The organism is Gudongella sp. DL1XJH-153, from assembly GCF_049310905.1.
GTDB lineage: Bacteria > Bacillota > Clostridia > Tissierellales > Tissierellaceae > Gudongella.
The window spans coordinates 49,140-67,543 of sequence record NZ_JBMEMN010000005.1; the positions used below are offsets into that span (position 1 = coordinate 49,140).

General features: G+C 39.2%; 17 protein-coding genes and 1 riboswitch. Of the genes, 16 read left to right on the forward strand and 1 reads right to left on the reverse strand.

The genetic code is table 11. The features are described from left to right. The first annotated feature begins 9 nt into the window (after positions 1-9). The 10 genes from ACOEN1_RS03835 (at position 10) to ACOEN1_RS03880 (ending at position 9,525) form a co-directional block, all read left to right on the forward strand. Positions 10-561 carry a chromate transporter gene (locus tag ACOEN1_RS03835; protein WP_422485111.1) on the forward strand — a complete coding sequence of 184 codons (552 nt, stop codon included), beginning with the start codon at positions 10-12 and terminating at the stop codon, positions 559-561. Between the two features lie 89 nt (positions 562-650). Continuing rightward, entirely contained in the window at positions 651-1,721 is a 1,071-nt protein-coding gene (gene prfA, locus ACOEN1_RS03840) for a peptide chain release factor 1 (RefSeq protein ID WP_422485112.1), read from the forward strand. Positions 1,722-1,771: 50 nt separating this feature from the next. Further along, a complete protein-coding gene (locus ACOEN1_RS03845) occupies positions 1,772-2,824 on the forward strand; it encodes an L-threonylcarbamoyladenylate synthase (RefSeq protein WP_422485113.1) in 1,053 nt (350 codons plus the stop codon). 8 nt (positions 2,825-2,832) lie between these two features. Further along, positions 2,833-3,273: a low molecular weight protein arginine phosphatase gene (locus ACOEN1_RS03850; protein WP_422485114.1), complete on the forward strand. Its 441-nt coding sequence runs from the start codon at positions 2,833-2,835 to the stop codon at positions 3,271-3,273. A gap of 16 nt (positions 3,274-3,289) precedes the next feature. Further along, the gene (gene rpiB, locus ACOEN1_RS03855; protein ID WP_422485115.1) at positions 3,290-3,727 is read left to right on the forward strand and encodes a ribose 5-phosphate isomerase B; all 438 of its coding nucleotides are present in this window, start codon (positions 3,290-3,292) and stop codon (positions 3,725-3,727) included. Positions 3,728-3,769: 42 nt separating this feature from the next. After that, on the forward strand, positions 3,770-4,399 hold the full coding sequence (upp, locus tag ACOEN1_RS03860) for a uracil phosphoribosyltransferase (protein WP_422485116.1): 630 nt from the start codon (positions 3,770-3,772) through the stop codon (positions 4,397-4,399). Between the two features lie 136 nt (positions 4,400-4,535). Beyond that, a complete protein-coding gene (locus ACOEN1_RS03865; RefSeq protein ID WP_422485117.1) occupies positions 4,536-5,582 on the forward strand; it encodes an MraY family glycosyltransferase in 1,047 nt (348 codons plus the stop codon). After that, positions 5,579-6,688, forward strand: a complete 1,110-nt coding sequence (wecB, locus tag ACOEN1_RS03870; RefSeq protein ID WP_422485118.1) for a non-hydrolyzing UDP-N-acetylglucosamine 2-epimerase — start codon at positions 5,579-5,581, stop codon at positions 6,686-6,688. The genes ACOEN1_RS03865 and wecB overlap by 4 nt, the downstream gene beginning before the upstream one ends. Before the next feature lie 449 nt (positions 6,689-7,137). Continuing rightward, on the forward strand, positions 7,138-8,394 hold the full coding sequence (gene murA / locus ACOEN1_RS03875) for a UDP-N-acetylglucosamine 1-carboxyvinyltransferase (protein WP_422485119.1): 1,257 nt from the start codon (positions 7,138-7,140) through the stop codon (positions 8,392-8,394). A 105-nt stretch (positions 8,395-8,499) separates the two neighbouring features. Further along, positions 8,500-9,525, forward strand: coding sequence for a rod shape-determining protein (locus ACOEN1_RS03880; protein WP_422485120.1), 1,026 nt, complete (start codon positions 8,500-8,502; stop codon positions 9,523-9,525). Between the two features lie 54 nt (positions 9,526-9,579). On the opposite strand, the gene ACOEN1_RS03885 is transcribed toward ACOEN1_RS03880, so the two are convergent. Then, the gene (locus ACOEN1_RS03885) at positions 9,580-12,390 is read right to left on the reverse strand and encodes a phosphodiester glycosidase family protein (protein ID WP_422485122.1); all 2,811 of its coding nucleotides are present in this window, start codon (positions 12,388-12,390) and stop codon (positions 9,580-9,582) included. A gap of 166 nt (positions 12,391-12,556) precedes the next feature. Here ACOEN1_RS03885 and ACOEN1_RS03890 point away from each other — a divergent pair, with 166 nt between their 5' ends. From ACOEN1_RS03890 to ACOEN1_RS03915, 6 genes are all read left to right on the forward strand, one after another. Next, positions 12,557-13,747: a bacterial transcriptional activator domain-containing protein gene (locus ACOEN1_RS03890; RefSeq protein WP_422485123.1), complete on the forward strand. Its 1,191-nt coding sequence runs from the start codon at positions 12,557-12,559 to the stop codon at positions 13,745-13,747. A gap of 173 nt (positions 13,748-13,920) precedes the next feature. Next, positions 13,921-15,405, forward strand: a complete 1,485-nt coding sequence (locus ACOEN1_RS03895; RefSeq protein ID WP_422485124.1) for a hypothetical protein — start codon at positions 13,921-13,923, stop codon at positions 15,403-15,405. A 15-nt stretch (positions 15,406-15,420) separates the two neighbouring features. After that, positions 15,421-15,951, forward strand: a complete 531-nt coding sequence (locus ACOEN1_RS03900) for a signal peptidase I (protein ID WP_422485125.1) — start codon at positions 15,421-15,423, stop codon at positions 15,949-15,951. A gap of 17 nt (positions 15,952-15,968) precedes the next feature. Continuing rightward, positions 15,969-16,451 (forward strand): hypothetical protein, encoded by a 483-nt coding sequence (locus ACOEN1_RS03905; RefSeq protein WP_422485126.1) that lies wholly within the window; start codon positions 15,969-15,971, stop codon positions 16,449-16,451. Between the two features lie 28 nt (positions 16,452-16,479). Continuing rightward, a riboswitch (cyclic di-GMP riboswitch) is annotated at positions 16,480-16,558 on the forward strand. Between the two features lie 31 nt (positions 16,559-16,589). Further along, positions 16,590-17,270: a TasA family protein gene (locus tag ACOEN1_RS03910; RefSeq protein ID WP_422485127.1), complete on the forward strand. Its 681-nt coding sequence runs from the start codon at positions 16,590-16,592 to the stop codon at positions 17,268-17,270. A 115-nt stretch (positions 17,271-17,385) separates the two neighbouring features. Continuing rightward, on the forward strand, positions 17,386-18,183 hold the full coding sequence (locus ACOEN1_RS03915) for a hypothetical protein (protein ID WP_422485129.1): 798 nt from the start codon (positions 17,386-17,388) through the stop codon (positions 18,181-18,183). Positions 18,184-18,404: the final 221 nt, after the last annotated feature.

Here is an 18,404-nt window from a genome sequence, read left to right on the forward strand (position 1 = left end):
GGTGAAGGCATGTTTTTCAATCTATTTGCAACATTTTTCAAAATCGGCGCCTTTACCTTTGGGGGAGGATATGCAATGCTTCCAATTATTCAGAGGGAGCTGGTCGAGACAAAGGAGCTTATAAGTGAAGAGGAGTACATGGATGCCATAGCCCTTGCACAGGCATCTCCGGGTTCAGTAGCACTTAATACAAGCATATATGTAGGATACAGGATAAAAGGTTTTGGTGGTGCTGTTGCCTCTGCCTTGGGGTCAATTCTTCCCTCCTTTATCATTATCTTGCTTATTGCCGTATATTTTTTCAGGTTTAGAAACAATGCATTTGTGGACAGCATATTTATGGGAATAAGACCTGCAATTGTAGCTTTGATATTATCGGCAGTATATAAGATGTGGATCAATTCCAGAAAGACCTATATAAAGCTTTTTTCATCAATTGCAACGGTATTGCTGGTTGTATTTACCGGTCTGAATCCAATATGGATTATTGTTATCGGAGCCTTGTCCTCTGTGATTTATCATAGATTATACTGGCCTTTTGAGGAGAACAAGGAGCGTTAGCGTAGCCGACTTGTAAAATGGATAAAATAATTATATAATAGTAATATGGATACATGTGTAAATGATTAAAATGAAGAGAGGTTTTTAATGTGTTTGACAAACTGAATTTTTTGGAAGATAAATATAAGGAACTGGTGCAAAAGACAATGGACCCTGAACTTATCAATAATGACAGGGAAGAATGGCAAAGGGTTATGAAGGAACAGTCTGATATTGAGCCTATTGTCAATAAGTACAAAGAGTACGTAAAGATAAAGCAAGAGCTTGAAGAAGCGAAAGCCATGCTTCATGACAAGATGGATGATGAAATGCGAGATATGGTTAAGGAAGAAGTTTGGGAACAAGAGGAGAAACTTGAAAAAATTCAAGAAGATATCAGGATTATGCTTATTCCCAAGGACCCCAATGACCACAAGAATGTAATCGTAGAAATCAGAGGCGGAGCTGGTGGAGATGAGGCTGCCTTGTTTGCAGGTGTTCTCTTTAGAATGTATTTGAGATTTGCTGAAAGAAACAACTGGAAGGTTGAAATAATGAACACCAATGAAATTGGAATTGGTGGATACAAGGAAGTAATCTTTATGATCAAGGGAAAGGGAGCTTATTCAAGACTAAAGTATGAATCAGGTGTTCACAGGGTTCAAAGGGTTCCAGAGACAGAGTCAAGTGGAAGGATTCACACATCCACAGTAACTGTGGCAGTTCTTCCCGAAGCTGAAGATATTGATATAGAAGTAAATCAGGGAGATTTAAAAATTGATGTATTCCGATCCTCAGGAAACGGCGGGCAGTCTGTTAATACAACTGACTCCGCTGTAAGGATGACACATATTCCAACGGGAATAGTTGTATCCTGTCAGGATGAAAAAAGCCAGCTGAAAAATAAGGACAAGGCACTTAAAATCCTTAAGACAAAACTGTATGATCGTGAGTTGTCAGAACAAAATGCAGAGCTTGCACAGATGAAGAAGGGACAGGTAGGAACCGGAGACAGGTCTGAGAGGATCAGAACTTACAACTTCCCTCAGGGAAGAGTGAGTGATCATAGAATTAATCTGACTCTGTATAAGCTGAACAATTTTGTGGATGGAGATCTGGATGAAATGATAGATGCTTTGATAACATCAGACCAGGCAGAAAAAATGCAGGAAATCAGCTAAAGAGGGGAAACCCTCTTTTATTTTTGAGATTATTGAAATGAGGAAGAGTAATGGAGACAAAACATATCAAAATAAAGGATCTTATTAGTCAGGCCAGCGATATGGAAGATGCAGCGGATCTTATAAGATCAGGGGAAGTGGTTGCATTTCCAACAGAAACAGTTTATGGTCTGGGAGCTGACGGCCTTAACGAAGAGGCAGTTAAAAAAATCTTTCAAGCCAAGGGAAGACCCCAGGATAATCCACTGATACTTCATGTGGATTCATTGGAGATGCTAAAAAGACTCATCGTTGAAATTCCAAAAGATGCATATCTTTGTATGGACAAATTCTGGCCGGGCCCTTTGACGATACTGTTTAAGAGGACTCATATTGTACCGGGTATAATAACTGCAGGACTGGATACAGTAGCAATAAGGATGCCCAGTCATCCAATCGCACTGGAACTAATAAAGAAATCAAATACTCCAATAGCTGCGCCTTCAGCGAATACATCAGGGCGACCAAGTCCAACAAGAGCTTCCCATGTGATCCAGGATATGGATGGGAAGATAGCCATGATAATTGATGGTGGAGAAACCGGGGTAGGGCTTGAGTCAACAGTATTGGACCTTACAGAGGATGTGCCTATGATACTGAGACCAGGAGGAGTAACTCTTGAAGATCTAAGAGAGTTTCTTCCTCAGGTAATAATTGATCCAGGGTTGCTCGAAGGAACCGGGGATCATGTCACTCCCAAGTCACCAGGACAGAAATACAGGCACTACGCTCCAAAAGCCTTAATGATTTTATTTTCTGGCGATGGAGACAAGGTAGTTGGAGAAATTCTTGAAAGAGCAAGAAAAGATGAAGCTGAAGGAAAAAAAGTTGGGCTGCTTGTAACAGAGGAGAATCAACATAGATATCCAGAAAAAAACATTGTGGTAATGGGATCATCAATGGATAAAAATACCATCGCCCATGGTCTGTTTGATGCAATTAGAAAACTTGATGAGATGGATGTTGACATAATTCTTTGTGAATCAGTGGAAGAGGATCAAATTGGAATGGCAATTATGAACCGTCTTTTTAAAGCAGCCGGAGGAAACAGAATTTACCTTTAGGAGGAGCTATGAAAGTATTATTCGTATGTACTGGAAACACTTGCCGAAGCCCAATGGCAGAGTCGATTCTAAGGGATGAGGCAAAAAAGAAAAACAAGGATATAGAGGTTTCTTCAGCTGGAATATTTGCAATTGATGGAGATAGGGCAAGTGAGGAAGCCAGAAAAGCAATGAAAAGCAGAGGAGGATTATCCAACCACAAATCCAGATTTTTGAGTAAGGAGTTGATGGATTGGGCAGACCTGATTCTGGTTATGACCAGATCACATAAGAGGAATCTTCTCACAAGGTATCCCCAGATGAATGATAAAGTCTATCTTCTATATGATTATGCCTCTGGAGAGGATATTGATGTAGATGACCCCTTTGGTGGACCTGCAGAAGTGTATGAAGTCGTAAGAAGTCAGCTTGAGGAAGCTATTGAAAAGATTTTGGATAGAATGGATTAATAGGAGGATTTAAAATATGATTATTGGAATTGGAAGTGATCATGCTGGATTTGATCTTAAGGAAGAAATGAAAAAGTTTATGGAAGAAAACGGATATGAGGTTAGAGACTTTGGAACAAACAATAAAGAATCTGTGGATTACCCTGATTTCGGAAGATCAGTTGGTGAAGCTGTAGCGGCTGGAGAAATCGACAAGGGAGTTGTTATCTGTGGAACAGGGATAGGAATATCCATATCAGCGAACAAGGTCAAGGGAGTAAGAGCTGCTCTTTGTGGAGATGTCTTCTCAGCAAGAATGAGCAGAGAGCACAACGATGCAAATGTTATTGCCATGGGCGGGAGAGTTCTTGGAGTAGACTTGGCAAAAGAGATACTTTTAACTTACTTGAAAAGTGAATTCCAAGGAGGAAGACACGAAAGAAGAGTTAACAAAATTGCTGAAATCGAAGGTTGATTGTGATATAATTACTAGGATGAAAATGAAGGGAGCGATGTTATGTCGAAAGTAGTGGTAATGGATCACCCATTGATAAAGCACAAATTGACAATGTTAAGAGACAAAAATACGGGGTCAAAGGATTTCAGGGAGCTTGTAACTGAAATATCAACCCTGATGGCATATGAGGTAACGAGGGATTTTCCTCTTCAGGACATAGAGATTGAAACGCCAATTACAACTATGATGTCCCCAATTATTGCAGGAAAGAAAGTGGGATTGATTCCAATTCTAAGAGCAGGGCTGGGAATGGTTGATGGAATGTTGAGCTTGATACCTGCTGCAAAAGTGGGACACGTAGGATTATATAGAGACCCTGAAACACTTCAGGCTGTTGAATATTACTGCAAGCTTCCACAGGATGTTGCTGAAAGAGATCTTATTGTTCTGGACCCAATGCTTGCAACGGGAGTATCAGCGATTTCTGCAATTAAGTTTTTGGAAAAGAGCGGAGCCAAGAATATCAAACTGGTTTGTCTTATAGCTGCTCCCGAGGGAGTAAAAGCAGTTCAAAAATCAGCACCAGATGTTGATATATATCTAGCTTCATTAGATGAGAAGCTTAATGATCACGCATATATTGTTCCCGGTCTTGGAGATGCGGGAGACAGACTGTTTGGTACAAAATAATGTGAAAAGGCAGTTCTAAACTGCCTTTTACTGATTTTTGCAGAATCGTTGTAACACTATTGTCACCCTTTATTGTTTGACTTATATATAACAGTTGGATAGAATCTAGATAATACCAGATTAGGAGAATTACACCATGGAAACAATATGGATACCTTTTGTGGTCGCAGCTGTAATAGCATTTGCGGCCACACCATTTGTAATAAGATTAGCTCCTAAAATAGGAGCGATTGATATTCCCAAGGATGATAGAAGAGTACATAAGGACCCCATGCCCTTGATCGGCGGAGTCGCAATGTATCTTGCTATTGTTGTGGGAATGTTTGTATTTTTACCAAAAACCAAGGATTTTATGTCAATTTTTGTTGGGGCTACAATCATTCTGATATCAGGACTTAAAGATGATATTGAGGGGACCACTCCAAAGGAAAAACTTTTCTATCAGCTGCTGGCAGCAGGAATAGTTATATGGGGGGGAGTTCAGGTTGATTTTATAACAAATCCCTTCACAGATGGGAATCCAATTCTTTATCTCAGCTGGATTGGAATACCTCTTACCCTGTTCTGGATTGTAGGCATAACAAATACACTGAACCTCATAGATGGTTTGGATGGACTTGCAGGAGGAGTCGCACTTATTTCAGCTCTGTCCTTTACATTTGTGGCATTAAAGCTGGAAATGAATGAAATAGCAATACTGGCTGCACTTGTATCAGGAGCTTGCTTAGGTTTTCTTCCATTTAACTTTAACCCAGCAAAAATATTTATGGGTGATACGGGAGCCTTGTTCCTTGGATTTATGCTGGCAATTATATCCATCGAGGGTGTAATGAAAAGCGTTGCAACAATTGCGATGCTTGTACCTATCATAATTCTTGGAGTACCAATTTTTGACACTACCTTTGCCATATTCAGAAGACTCTTAAGCGGCCAGTCTATCATGGCAGCAGATAAGAGCCATCTTCACCACAGACTTCTTGAAAGAGGTTTTTCACAGAAAAAAACAGTATTGATACTCTATGGCATATCAGGAGTATTTGGGCTTTTCGCAGTACTGGTCTCAAAAGCAAACAGTAGTCAGGCTGTTTATTTGTCTGCAGTTATGTTTGTGATCGCAATTATATTTGCAAAAAAACTTGGATTGTTTTCTTCAAAGGCACGTAAGGAGGATTTGGATAGATGAAAGTGATGACAGTATTTGGAACTAGACCCGAAGGTGTCAAGATGGCACCTGTAATTAAGGCTTTGGAAAAAAGAGAAGGCGTTGAACAGGTGATCTGCATAACGGCTCAGCATAGGGAAATGCTGGACCAGGTAATTGACCTGTTCGGAATTAAGCCTGATTACGATCTTAATATATTCAAACCAGGACAGTCCCTGACTGATATTACAACCAATGCCCTAAAAGGCCTTGAGGATGTAATCAAGAAGGAAAAACCAGATGTGCTTTTGGTTCAGGGTGATACTACAACGGTATTTGCAGGAGCGCTTGCTGCATTTTATCAGAAAGTAAGAATTGGACACGTTGAAGCAGGACTAAGAAGTGGTAATCTATACTCGCCCTACCCCGAAGAGGCAAATAGAAAGCTTACCGGTGTAATGGCAGACTTTCATTTTGCACCTACTGAAAAGAACAGGGAAAATCTTCTAAAGGAAGACTACTCTGATGAAAAAATATTTATTACTGGAAATACTGTTATCGATGCCCTTAAATATGCAGTCAAGGATGACTATGAATTTGAGGATGAGAGACTGAATAGAATAGATTTCCAAAATAAGAGAGTAATACTTATGACCAGCCACAGAAGAGAAAATCTTGGAGAGCCGATGGAAAACATATTTACGGCTGTAAGAGATGCCATAGAAGGCTTCGATGATGTGCATGTTGTATTTCCAGTTCACCTGAATCCAAAGGTAAGGGAAATAGCGGATAGAATCCTTGGAAACAATCCCAAGGTTTCACTTACAGAACCACTTGATTATGCACCTTTTACAAATCTAATGGCAAGGGTAGCTCTTGTTGTAACAGACTCAGGAGGACTTCAGGAAGAGGCTCCTGCCTTGGGCAAACCCGTTCTTGTAATCAGGGAGGAAACAGAAAGACCTGAAGGAGTAGAGGCGGGTACGGCGAAGCTTGTGGGAACAAGCTATCTAGGAGTGTATAATAACCTCTTAAAGCTGCTTCAGGACGAGGAAGAATACCATAGGATGGCTAAGGCAGTCAATCCTTATGGAGACGGTACAGCGTCTGAGAAGATAGTGGATGTATTGCAGAAAATGGTAAGATAAGTCACAGTTCACAGTTCACAGTTCTAAATTCACAATTCACAATTAAAAGATTTAATTAGGATGTTAGTAGCATTAGTTTTAAAAGAAAGCTGAAGGAAACATTTTTGAGGACATTACCTGGCCAAGCGGCCGTGAGCGGTCCGATAAAAATCGTTTCCGAGGATTTCTCAGATAATTAAAGTAGATTTTCTTTAGATGCTCGGCTTTTAATAATAACATTGGATGTTTTGTCACATTAGTTTTGACATCAGAGTAAAATAGGCCAGGAAATGGACAATAAGAATAAAACACTCCAAAACATTGAAAATGGAGTGTTTTATGATGCATTTTTTTAATATAAATGATATAATGTAGAAGTTAGTGGAATTGTGTAAATTCAGACAATTTAAAATTTGTATTTAGATAGATAGCACTGAAGTTGATTCTCGCATCGTATAGGGGGAGATTTTTTGGAAAAGATATTGGTAGAGAAGAGCCCACCTTTAAAGGGCACAGTAAGAATAAGTGGAGCAAAAAATGCAGCATTACCCATACTGGCTGCAACACTTTTAGGAACAGAGGACATTGTTCTTGAGGATGTTCCAAATTTGAAAGATGTACAGCTTATGTGTGAAGTGCTGGAGTCCCTTGGAAGCAAGGTTGAGTATCTGGAGGACAACGTACTTAAGATTAATTCTTCAAATATCAACAGTTATGAAACCAAATACGAACTAATGAGCAAGATGAGGGCATCATTCCTTGTAATGGGTCCACTCCTTGCAAGACTTGGAAAAACCAAGAATTCCATGCCAGGTGGTTGTGCAATAGGATCGAGACCAATAGATCTTCACCTAAAAGGATTCAAGGCCCTCGGAGCAGAGATAAGTGTTGACCATGGAGATATTGGAGCTTATGCAGACAAGTTGGTTGGAGATATAATATATCTTGATTTCCCTTCAGTGGGAGCAACTGAGAACATTATGATGGCTGCAACAATGGCAGAAGGTGAAACAGTAATAGATAATGCTGCCATGGAACCAGAAATCGTAGACCTTTCAAACTTCCTCAACAAACTTGGGGCAGACATAAAAGGTGCGGGTACATCAACAATAAAAATAAAGGGAGTCAAGAAGCTGGGAGGAGCACATCATCAAATAATCCCTGATAGAATAGAAGCAGGTACATTTATGGTAGCTGCTGCAATAAGTGGTGGAAATGTTTTGGTTGACAATGTAATAAATTCCCACTTAAAACCTGTAATAGCAAAACTTAGGGAAGCAGGCTGCACAGTTGAAGAAGGAGAAGACAGCATAAGGGTGATTGCAAATAATAACTTGAAAGCAATTGACATTAAAACACTTCCTTATCCAGGATTTCCTACTGATATGCAGGCTCAATTTATGGCCTTGATGACAATTTTGGAAGGTACAAGCTCCGTAATGGAGACTGTATTTGAAAACAGATTTATGCATGTTGAAGAGCTTAGAAAGATGGGGGCTCAGATAAGAATAGAAGGAAGATCAGCAATAATCCAGGGAGTCGACGAGATAAAAGGTGCCAAGGCAGAAGCTTCAGACCTTAGAGCAGGAGCAGCACTTGTATTGGCAGGGCTGGTTGCAGATGGTACAACTGAAATTGGAAACATTTATCATATTGATAGAGGATATGATGGAATTGAGGAGAAGTTCAGTAATCTAGGAGCAATAATCTATAGAAAGACCTTTTAGATGATAATAAACAGTATACAACAGTGGGTTGCTATGAAGACAAAATATAACCGTTATTTGGGGACCCTCTGTTTTTGTTTGAAAAAATAGTAAAGGAGGAAGCGTATGTTTGCATTAAGATCTGACGTTGGGATTGACCTTGGGACAGCAAGTGTTCTTGTCTATATAAAAGGCAAGGGAATAGTACTTAAGGAACCTTCTGTGGTTGCAATTGACCAGTATACCAATAAATTCCTTGCAGTGGGAGAAGAAGCCAGGAAGATGCTTGGAAGAACACCGGGGAATATTGTGGCAATAAGACCATTGAAGGATGGAGTTATTTCGGATTACAGTATAACAGAGAGGATGCTTAAGTATTTCATTCAGAAAGCACTGGGGAGAATGTGGCTTAAGCCAAGGATTATTATTTGTGTACCCAGTGGAATAACCGAGGTTGAGAAAAGGGCTGTAATGGAAGCCAGCAACGAAGCAGGTGCAAGCAAAACCTACCTCATTGAAGAACCAATTGCAGCAGCTATTGGAGCAGGGTTGGATATCACTCAGCCAAATGGAAACATGGTAGTAGACATTGGAGGAGGAACAACTGATGTTGCTGTTATTTCCCTTGGTGGAATCGTTGTCAGTAAATCAATCAAGACAGCAGGAGACGAGTGTGATGAAGCTATAATCAAATATATCAGAAAAAAATATAACATGATGATTGGTGAAAGATCTGCAGAGAAGCTTAAGATGGAAGTCGGCTGCGCATATCCTTATGAAGAGGAAAAGTTTATGGAAGTCAAGGGAAGAAATCTTCTTACTGGTCTACCTCTTAATATTGAAGTTTCATCAATCGACATGATGGAAGCCTTGAGTGAACCGGTCAACGAGATAGTTGAAGCAGTGCACGAAGTATTGGAAAAAACACCTCCGGAGCTTGCCTCAGATATAAGTAGTTCAGGAATTTATCTGACTGGTGGTGGGGCAATGCTATATGGTCTTGATCAGCTTATACAGAAAAGAACGGGAATAGACACAAGACTTGCAGATAACCCTGTGGAGTGTGTAGCAATAGGAACAGGGAAATCACTTGATTCAATTGAAGTATTGGAAAAGACAATGAAGGAAACAGACAGATCAAGATTTAGATAAAAAAGATCCGCTGCAATTTAAAATTGCAACGGATCTTTTTTAGTTTGCCTTGATTTATTTAAAGTTGTAAGGAGTTTTCACCTGGTATGTTATGTTGTTGCCATTTACAATAAATTCAGCATAGGAATAATTTGAGAAGTCATCAGGAGTACTGATGCTAGCTCCTGTTAGAGTAAGATATCTCACTCCATCCTTCAGGGTGTAGCTATTTTCTCCATCACTTTGAACTACAAATATATTTTTTCCGTTCTCCATCTGTTCTACCATTAGCTCGTGGAACAAATCTGCTTCCATTTTATCATTAAAGCCGTTTGGTCCGAAAACAGGTCTTGATACAGAAATAATTATATTGGGTTCACTTCTATTTTGCAGGTCTGAAACAAGTTGAACCCACTGATTGCCGTTTGCCGCTCTAATACCATCTGCGTGAGCCTGAAGATTAATTACATATACCCCTTCAGCCTGAGCCTTCCCGTAGGTACTGCCACCGTTAATAGTGGAAGTGTGCGATATTGCGCTTTTGAATTCACTTGTCATATTACCAACCTGCACACCAATACTTGATGCGGACAAGGATTCTGTAAGGCCTTTTAGCCTGTGAGAAGATACTACTTTTGCAAGCAGTGTATTACCCGAAATTTTAGGCTCGCTGTATATTGATACTTTTACGCCACTGCTTTCAGCTGGCAAATGAAGTGGATCCTGTACCCGGGTTGATGTAGGTACCGAAGACATATCAACTGGCAATGTTGAGAATGACTTCAGGTCATCAATAACTATTCTGCCCGTAGGGAACTTTTCTGCATTAACTTCTGCAACATATATTCTTTGCAGGCTTATAGGATATGATATATTTCCTGGAAGCTGAGCTTCCAAATATCTCCAGTCATTGAAATCCATTGATTTTGTAAAATCAATTATATAAGAGTTTCCTCTTGAATCAATTACAGTTCCTCTTAACCATACTCCTGAAGAATCACCCAGTACGGTTAATCCAAGCTTCTGTGGAGATCCTTGGAGTAAGAGACCTTTGGATGTTGATTTGAAATCAAGATATGCTGCCCTGGTGTTAGTTCCTTGTGAAAAGTCATATATTATTTCAATGGCTTTTTCTCCATCAAATGATTCATCTGTAACCTGGACTGATCCTTTTACATCTGCTGGATATCCTGAGAATCCAATATCCATCTTCTCTTCGAAGGAAGTGATTGGAGTCTGAACAATTCCAACGGATACAGGAATTGCTTTTGAAGCATTTCCAGAAGACACTATCAAGGCACCTGAAGCCGGTCTTGAGGATGCTAGAAAAACTCCGTCCTTTACTGTTCCAACATCTCCGATTGTTCTAAAGCTTACCTGTGACATTTCCAGCTTACCCTCGCGGCCGATTTCATCAACCCCAATAATCGAACCGATAGTTCTTGTTCCGCCTGGGGAAAGAGATATGCTTTCAAGATCAGTTCTTATTTCTACAGGAGGATTCAAGACCCTAATGGAAGCAGTTGCATTAACCCCGTAATAAGTGACATTAATCTCTCCATTTCCTGGTGAAACTCCTTTGAAGGTACTTCCATCAACCTTACCAATGCCATTTGATACGGACCATTGTGCAGTGGCTGGATCGATTGTGTAAAGGTTGTTGTTTTTATCATATCCTTGAATTTTCAAATTAGTCGTGCTGCCTGAGAATACGTACTCTGAATTGACAGCTAGAACCATTCTCTCAATATCACCTTTTGGCGCTGTTGAGAATACTCCGATTCCATTTACTACATTTCTTTGTTCTGTAGGTTTATTGACAAATTCAGCTACGGCCTGATTGATGGGTTTGATGGCCATAGCGGTTGAACCACCACCATCAAGGTTAACTCCGTTATAAGCTCCAAGTTCCATCATCAGGTTTCCCAGAGTTTCCTGAGTGGTTCCCTTGAAGTAGGTGTCGCGTCCATCAACAGTTACCATAATAACTTCCTTTTGATCTCTGGATATGCCAAGACCCGTTCTTGGTTGATTTCCCGAGATATTTAAATCGGTATTTGTTACCTGCCCGTCCCTTAGGACTATGCTTCCTGAACCGATGGCAAATCTAATGGACTCCATATCCGGTGATATGTTGATATCCGTTTGGACTTTATCTCCAGGATTGAAAAGGAGAAGATTTGAGCTTTTTGAAGATAGTACATATGAGTTATCAGATACAGGGATGTCAAAAGCATCTCCACCAGTTCTTCTTTCCATAACCATTCCATCAACGACAAGAACCTCGTGAAGATCATTTCTGAATCTTGCACCAATGGATTTCGTTCCCCAGTCTGAATTCAGCAGAGTGATGGTAATAAATTCAGCATGGAGCTTATTGACAGTATCAATGTTAAGTACATTACCTGTATTGTAATTAGTGATTGTCATGTTCTTGTTGAAATAGTCAATATATGCCGTGTTGTCTCTAGTAGTAAAGAATGTTGGCAGATTATTTGGTGAAGATAATACTCTTCCATTATCCACAAGAACTCCCAGTGATGATGGTATTGGGTTTGCATTGTAGAAGTCACCATTAATACCGGCAACAGCATTTCTTTGTTCAACCAGCCCTCTAACAGTAGTTCTTGATGAAAGACCATCCCGGTGGTATAAGGAACCCAGCGATGTATATTGATCATTCAGGTCAATTCTCAGTACATTGATATTGTACCAGCCACCTAGTGTAAATCTTTCGATTCTTTCATGGACCACACCTGATGAGACGGGTGTTGTTTGGATCTTTTCGTGAATGGTTGTAGGCATTGCAGTTGCATCCGCTGCAGGATTTGAAAGTGTTACTGATATTGTAATTAAGCCTAAAGCAATAATGTTTTTAATCTTCATGTATGTCTCCTCTCCTTTATGCATCATTAGCTCTATTATATAGTGAGGAAGGTAGTGGTAGGTTACAATCCTGTTACGAATGTATTAAGTATTATTATCTAAACAATTTCGGGACCATGTTTATTGAACAAAACACAGGGTAAAATATAGTCAGAGGTGCCTGGACATGGTCGAAATATATACCTTGGGTAATTTCGACATTCGATTCAATGACGTATCGATTTTGCAATCCATAGGTAGCAAACATAGGTTAATAAAATTATTCAAGTATCTACTAACGTTTGAAGGAAAAAAACTGCTTCCCGAAGATATTATTGAAGATTTATCGCAGGATGAATATGCGGAGCCACTTAATGCACTTAGGACACAGATTTCCAGGGTCAGGGGAATGTTCCCTTTGGAGACCTACGGAGTTGTGCCCTTTTTTAGTATAGATTTTATTGATGGTTATTACATATTTAAATTGAGCATTGACTGTTTTGTGGATTTTATCTATATGCAGAAATGCATTCAAAGAGAAGAAATTCAAGGGACTGCCGAACAATATGACAATTGTGAAGAGATAGTAAGGTTATACAAAGGACGCTACTTAGGGGAGCTTGGGGACCAGGAATGGTTGATTCCCGTAAGGAACAGGTTTGACAGATTATATATTAAAAACCTTACAAAGTATCTTCAGTATCTTATGAACAACAGGTTGTTCAATAGAGTTTTAACAATATGTGAAGAAGCAATTATATACAAGCCTTATGAAGAGATATTACATATTTACTATATGGAAGCCCTGGAAGCTTTGGGAGAAAACAAATCTGCAATCAATCATTATAGCTACTGTACCACAAGACTCTATAGGGAACTTGGCGAATCCCCAAGTGATAGGATGAAAGATTTCTACAAGAGAGTTAAGATAAACAACAACCACAATAACCACAATAATCACAACTCAATTATTCACATGGATTCCTTAAGCAATGATTTGCATCTCAATAATGATCGAGGTAGTGCATTGGTTTGTGATATGAAACAGTTTGAATTTATATATAATTACGAAAAGTCTTTGCTGGAAAGAGAAAAATGGGATGTCTTTCTAGGGATTCTTACACTTGATCATTTCGGGGTGGTCAGAAATGATGGGAATAATTTTGAAGAGAATACAAGGCAATTAATCAATTCTATGCAATACAATCTCAGGAAAGGGGATGTTCTTGCTCAATGGAACTGTAACCAGGCGCTGATACTATTAAAAGCATCCGGCGAGTGCGATATTAAGTGTGTAATTGAAAGAATTCAAAACTGCTTTCAGAATGTTATCAGCAATGAAAATATAGCCTTAAACATTAAACTAAGAAAAATATAAAAAAGTTTTACATAGTGGGAACCTTGGAATCTAGATATTCCAGGGTTTTTTTTTTATGATTGATTCGTGAAATTAAGATGTAATTAAGATGTAATCGAGTTGACATCCATGTAGGTATATATCCAGTGACAACAAAAGTTACAAAATAGTTACACATGAAAGGAGCGGTTTTCATGAGAAGAAAAATCAAAATGATAACAGTAATTGTTGTTACGCTTTCCATGATCATTTCCATGGGGACAGTTTCTTTTGGAGAAGAGCTATCAGTAACAGAAGAACCGGTAGTAGAAGAACCGGTAGTGGAAGAACCAGTAGTGGAAGAACCAGTAGTGGAAGAACCAGTAGTGGAAGAACCAGTAGTGGAAGAACCAGTAGTGGAAGAACCGATAGTGGAAGAACCGGTAGTGGAAGAACCGGTAACAGAAGATCCGGTAACAGAAGATCCAGTAGTGGAAGAACCGGTAGCAGAAGAACCAGTAGTAGAGGAACCAGTAGTAGAGGATGCGATCGTAGGAGAACCAACAATTCTGGAGCCAACGATCCTTGAACCTGTATTTGTAGAAGAAACCATACCGCGATATATATCTTTAAATATAGGTGTTGAACCCGACAGAGAGAATTATACGAATGGAGACCTTGTTCAGTATGACATATCAATTGAGAACAATGGTACTGATCCAATAGAGGACTTAGATGTATCGGATGATATGGGTGTGAATGAGAAAATCGGTTATCTTGAAGCAGGTAATAGGGTTGTTATTACAGGAAAATATAGAATAGATGACTACAACAGGTTGGAAAGCATTGGAAATACTGTAGATATTTCTGCAGTTTGTGATGGTGAAAGATTCAGTGGAAAAGTTGGATTTGTTGTTTCGGTTGAAATACCTAGAGGTTCAATTACCATAACAAATAGTGTCAAGGGGGAAGCTGTTTCGAATCAGGAATTCACAGTACTTATCGAAGGACCAGACAATTTTATGAGTTACGTTGAGCTGGGAGAATCAGATACTGTTACCTTAAGGAATCTTTTTATTGGTGAGTATAAGATTACACCGCTCGAGTCTATGAATTTCAGATTGGTTAACTCTGAGGAAATAATCAGCCTTACCACCAGCAGTCTCAATGGAGAGGTATCGGTTGAGTATATCCTTGAGAACACTGGATGGTTCTCTGACTCTGATTCTCAAACAATAAATATAATGGAAATTGACAGTGAAGATATTGATTATGGAAAGATGGAGCTTCAGTTCAGTGATGTGGACATACGAAGCGATGAAATATATTTAGATATGAAACCATTAATTGTCCTGGTCGAAGTGCAGGAAACTGAACAACCAGGAGGGGAAACAGTTCCGGCAGAGGCAACTCCGGTTGAAGATGTGGTTTCTGACCCAGTTGAGACTATCACTGAGGATGAAACCACAGAATCGGAGCCTACCCTAGAATCTGAACCTCTTGTAGAACAGGAAGAGGCCAATCAACAAATTGATATGGAGCCAGAGGCTATTATCCCTGATGATCCTTTAGAAGAATCAAAGGATGAAGTCGACACACAACTTCTAGATGAAGGAACTGAAGAACCTGATACACAAGCACAACCAGAAGAAATAACTGAACCTAAAGATTCAGAAGAGTTACCACTGGATTCGGTGTAGAAGGGAGGAATGACCATGACAGAGCTGAAAGAAAATAAATCCTTAAAAATATTATCTAACATACTGTTTGCAATATTCATGCTGGTAATGGCGTTTCTGATATTGATAACAGCACAATCAAGGTTGACGGGGATGGAACCATCATTATTTGGAAATAGATTATATGTTGTTGATAGCGGGAGTATGGAACCTGCATTAAAGGCAAACTCGCTTATTGTGGTAAATGAAAGTACGCCAGACCAGATAGAAATGGGTGATATATTAACCTATTATGGTGCTGAGTCAAGAACAAGAGTGACACATAGAGTCGTGGAAATTGGTCCCAACAACGAGTACTTTATAACACAGGGTGATGCAAATAATACAGAGGATGCAATGCCAGTTGAAAGAGAAAACGTCATAGGAATAGTTGTCATTTCAATACCATATATTGGGTATGCATTTAGGTTTTTAAGCAGTACCCAGGGGATTATATTTATTATATCTGTCGGTATAATAGCTTTGATAACACCGCTTATATTCAAAAGAAAACCAAAAGAGGCTTAAGGAAAGGATGGGTGTATATGAAAAACAGACTAATTATTTTCTCAGCCATACTGTTAATATCAATAATGGTAGTTGGCGGGACATTCGCTTGGTTTACATCCAGCCCAGAGGCTTCCTTAACTAAGGGTGAAATGGGGATAATTAAAGTAGAGGTAATTGAAAATGGTTTAGACAATATCAGTGTCAAGAATATTGGATTAAGTGATTGCTATGTAAGAGTGAGACTAATCCCTAAGTGGAGTAACCAAACTTTATCTGTGTCAAACGTAGATATTGATATAAATGGTTCTTATTGGATAGAGAAGGATGGATACTGTTACTATAAAGGGTCATTGGGAGTAAGTGAGATGACTACTGATCTAATCGAAAGTATTGTTGTTGGTGAATTAACACCTGAATATGAAGGCGCAATCTTGACACTTAAAGTTGTTGCAGAAGGAGTCCAAACTACGAACGAGGCCTGGAAAGAAGTATGGAGCATTGATAGCCTACCTTTTTAACCCAGACTGAAATAGGATTCCGTTAATATATAACGTTTAGCAAACTCAGCGAAAGTTGAGGACGCAAAGCTAAAGGGCCTCTATGTCATGGCAGCCTGGCTGCGGCAACCATAATTTAATTAAAAGGAGGAGAGAAAAGTGAAAAGACGTAATGTGGTTTTTATAACCAGTATGTTGTTGGTGGTATTACTTATTGCAGGTGGAACATTTGCTTGGTTCACTGATAACACACCACTAAAAATCAACAAATTCAAAGCTGGAACACTGGACATTGTATTAATAGACAGATTCTGTCCAGATATGGCACAAAATGTTAACCCAGGTGACTGCTACTTCAAGGAAGTGTATGTAAAGAATTTAGGAACTAAAAGAGCGGTAGTTAGAATCAAGAAGGACATGGCATTTGAAGGTGGATTAAGTCTTGCTCCCGTAATGTCTTCAATTGGTTCTGACTGGTTCGAGAAAAATGGATACTTTGTTTACAAAAAAGTGTTGAATCCTGGTCAAAGTACTACCGGTTTGTTTGCATGGAATAAGATTTGTTTCAGTGGACCATTAATGGACAACACTTACCAAGGAAAGGGATTTGACATCAAGGTAATGGCAGAAGGTATTCAAGCATCCAATCATGCACCATGGCTAAATGGTTGGGGAGTTAAAGTATATTATCCTATCGTAAGATCAGATGAAGTAGCAGAAGGTCTAGTTTCAGAAGCTACAGAAGCTGAAATGGCAGCTATATTGGAAACTGAAGCAGCTCCAATAGGTGAAGATAGTGCTGTAGAAATAGCCGATGTAATTGAAGAAGTAGTAAGATAAGTCACATGCATACTAAGTTGTAGGAATCGAAATATCAAAGCAATACTTGCATAAAGGCGGTCCAACCGCCTTTATGCAAGTAAAAGAGTTACACTAAGCAGAGGGAGGGGTCTAAATGAAAAGGTTTCTATCAAAATCCATGATGTTTCTGGGTGTATTCGCATTGATAATGGGAGCCATGACAACATTTGGAATAAACCCCTCCTATGCAGAGAACCTCAAGATAATAGGCAACAATATTGGTCTAGAAGTGGATCCAAGTGGTACGAGCCTATTCAATCTAACAAATATGAATCCAGGTGATACAAACGAAGCCAAGATAGATATATATAACTCTTTGGAGTACAGGTTTCAGCTGTTTATGAGAACAGAGAGGGTAAGTAAAGCACCATCTCAAGGTGAAGCAGACCTCTTCAAGCAAATGGTTTTAACAATACAGTATGACGGTGATGAAATATATAATGGATCAATGGCAGATTTTGCACAATCGAATATTAGTCTCGGTTTCTTGTATCCAGGTGACGACAAGGAGTTAAAGGCAACTGTTTACCTACCAGGAGCTGAAACAGGAAACGAGTTCCAGGGTAAATCTGTAGAGGTTAGATGGGTTTTCATAGCGGAGCACAAACCAGATAACCCTCCAACTGATTCAAATGAGTCAGAAGACACTGACAGGCCTGATAGGCAAGACAGACCGGATAATCCTGAAGAGCCTGAAGAAATTTTGGAAATAAGCGAAGAAGTTCCAAAGGCATTTCCAGTGCTTGAACAGCCTGAAATCATTGAAGCCCAGGAGGAGATTCCTCTTATGATTCCGATTCTACCTAGAACTGGAGCAATACCAGCAGTTCTATATTATCTCGCAGGTAGCTTGTTTTTAGGTTTAGGGATTAGGATAAAAAATAGAGAATAAGACAATTATCCGGATGTATAAGTAGAGTGGTTTAAATAATAAAACACTAGAAATGACAACCTTGTAATTTATGAGATTACAAGGTTGTATTTTTGAAATCAAATCATTCGGAAATCATTCGGGACGGTTCTTTTTGATTTTTCCTTTTTGCTTTTTCAAAGTCATATTTTGATCTAAATCTCCAAATGTCAAAAAAAAAGAAACGATGAAAGGTTTAAATT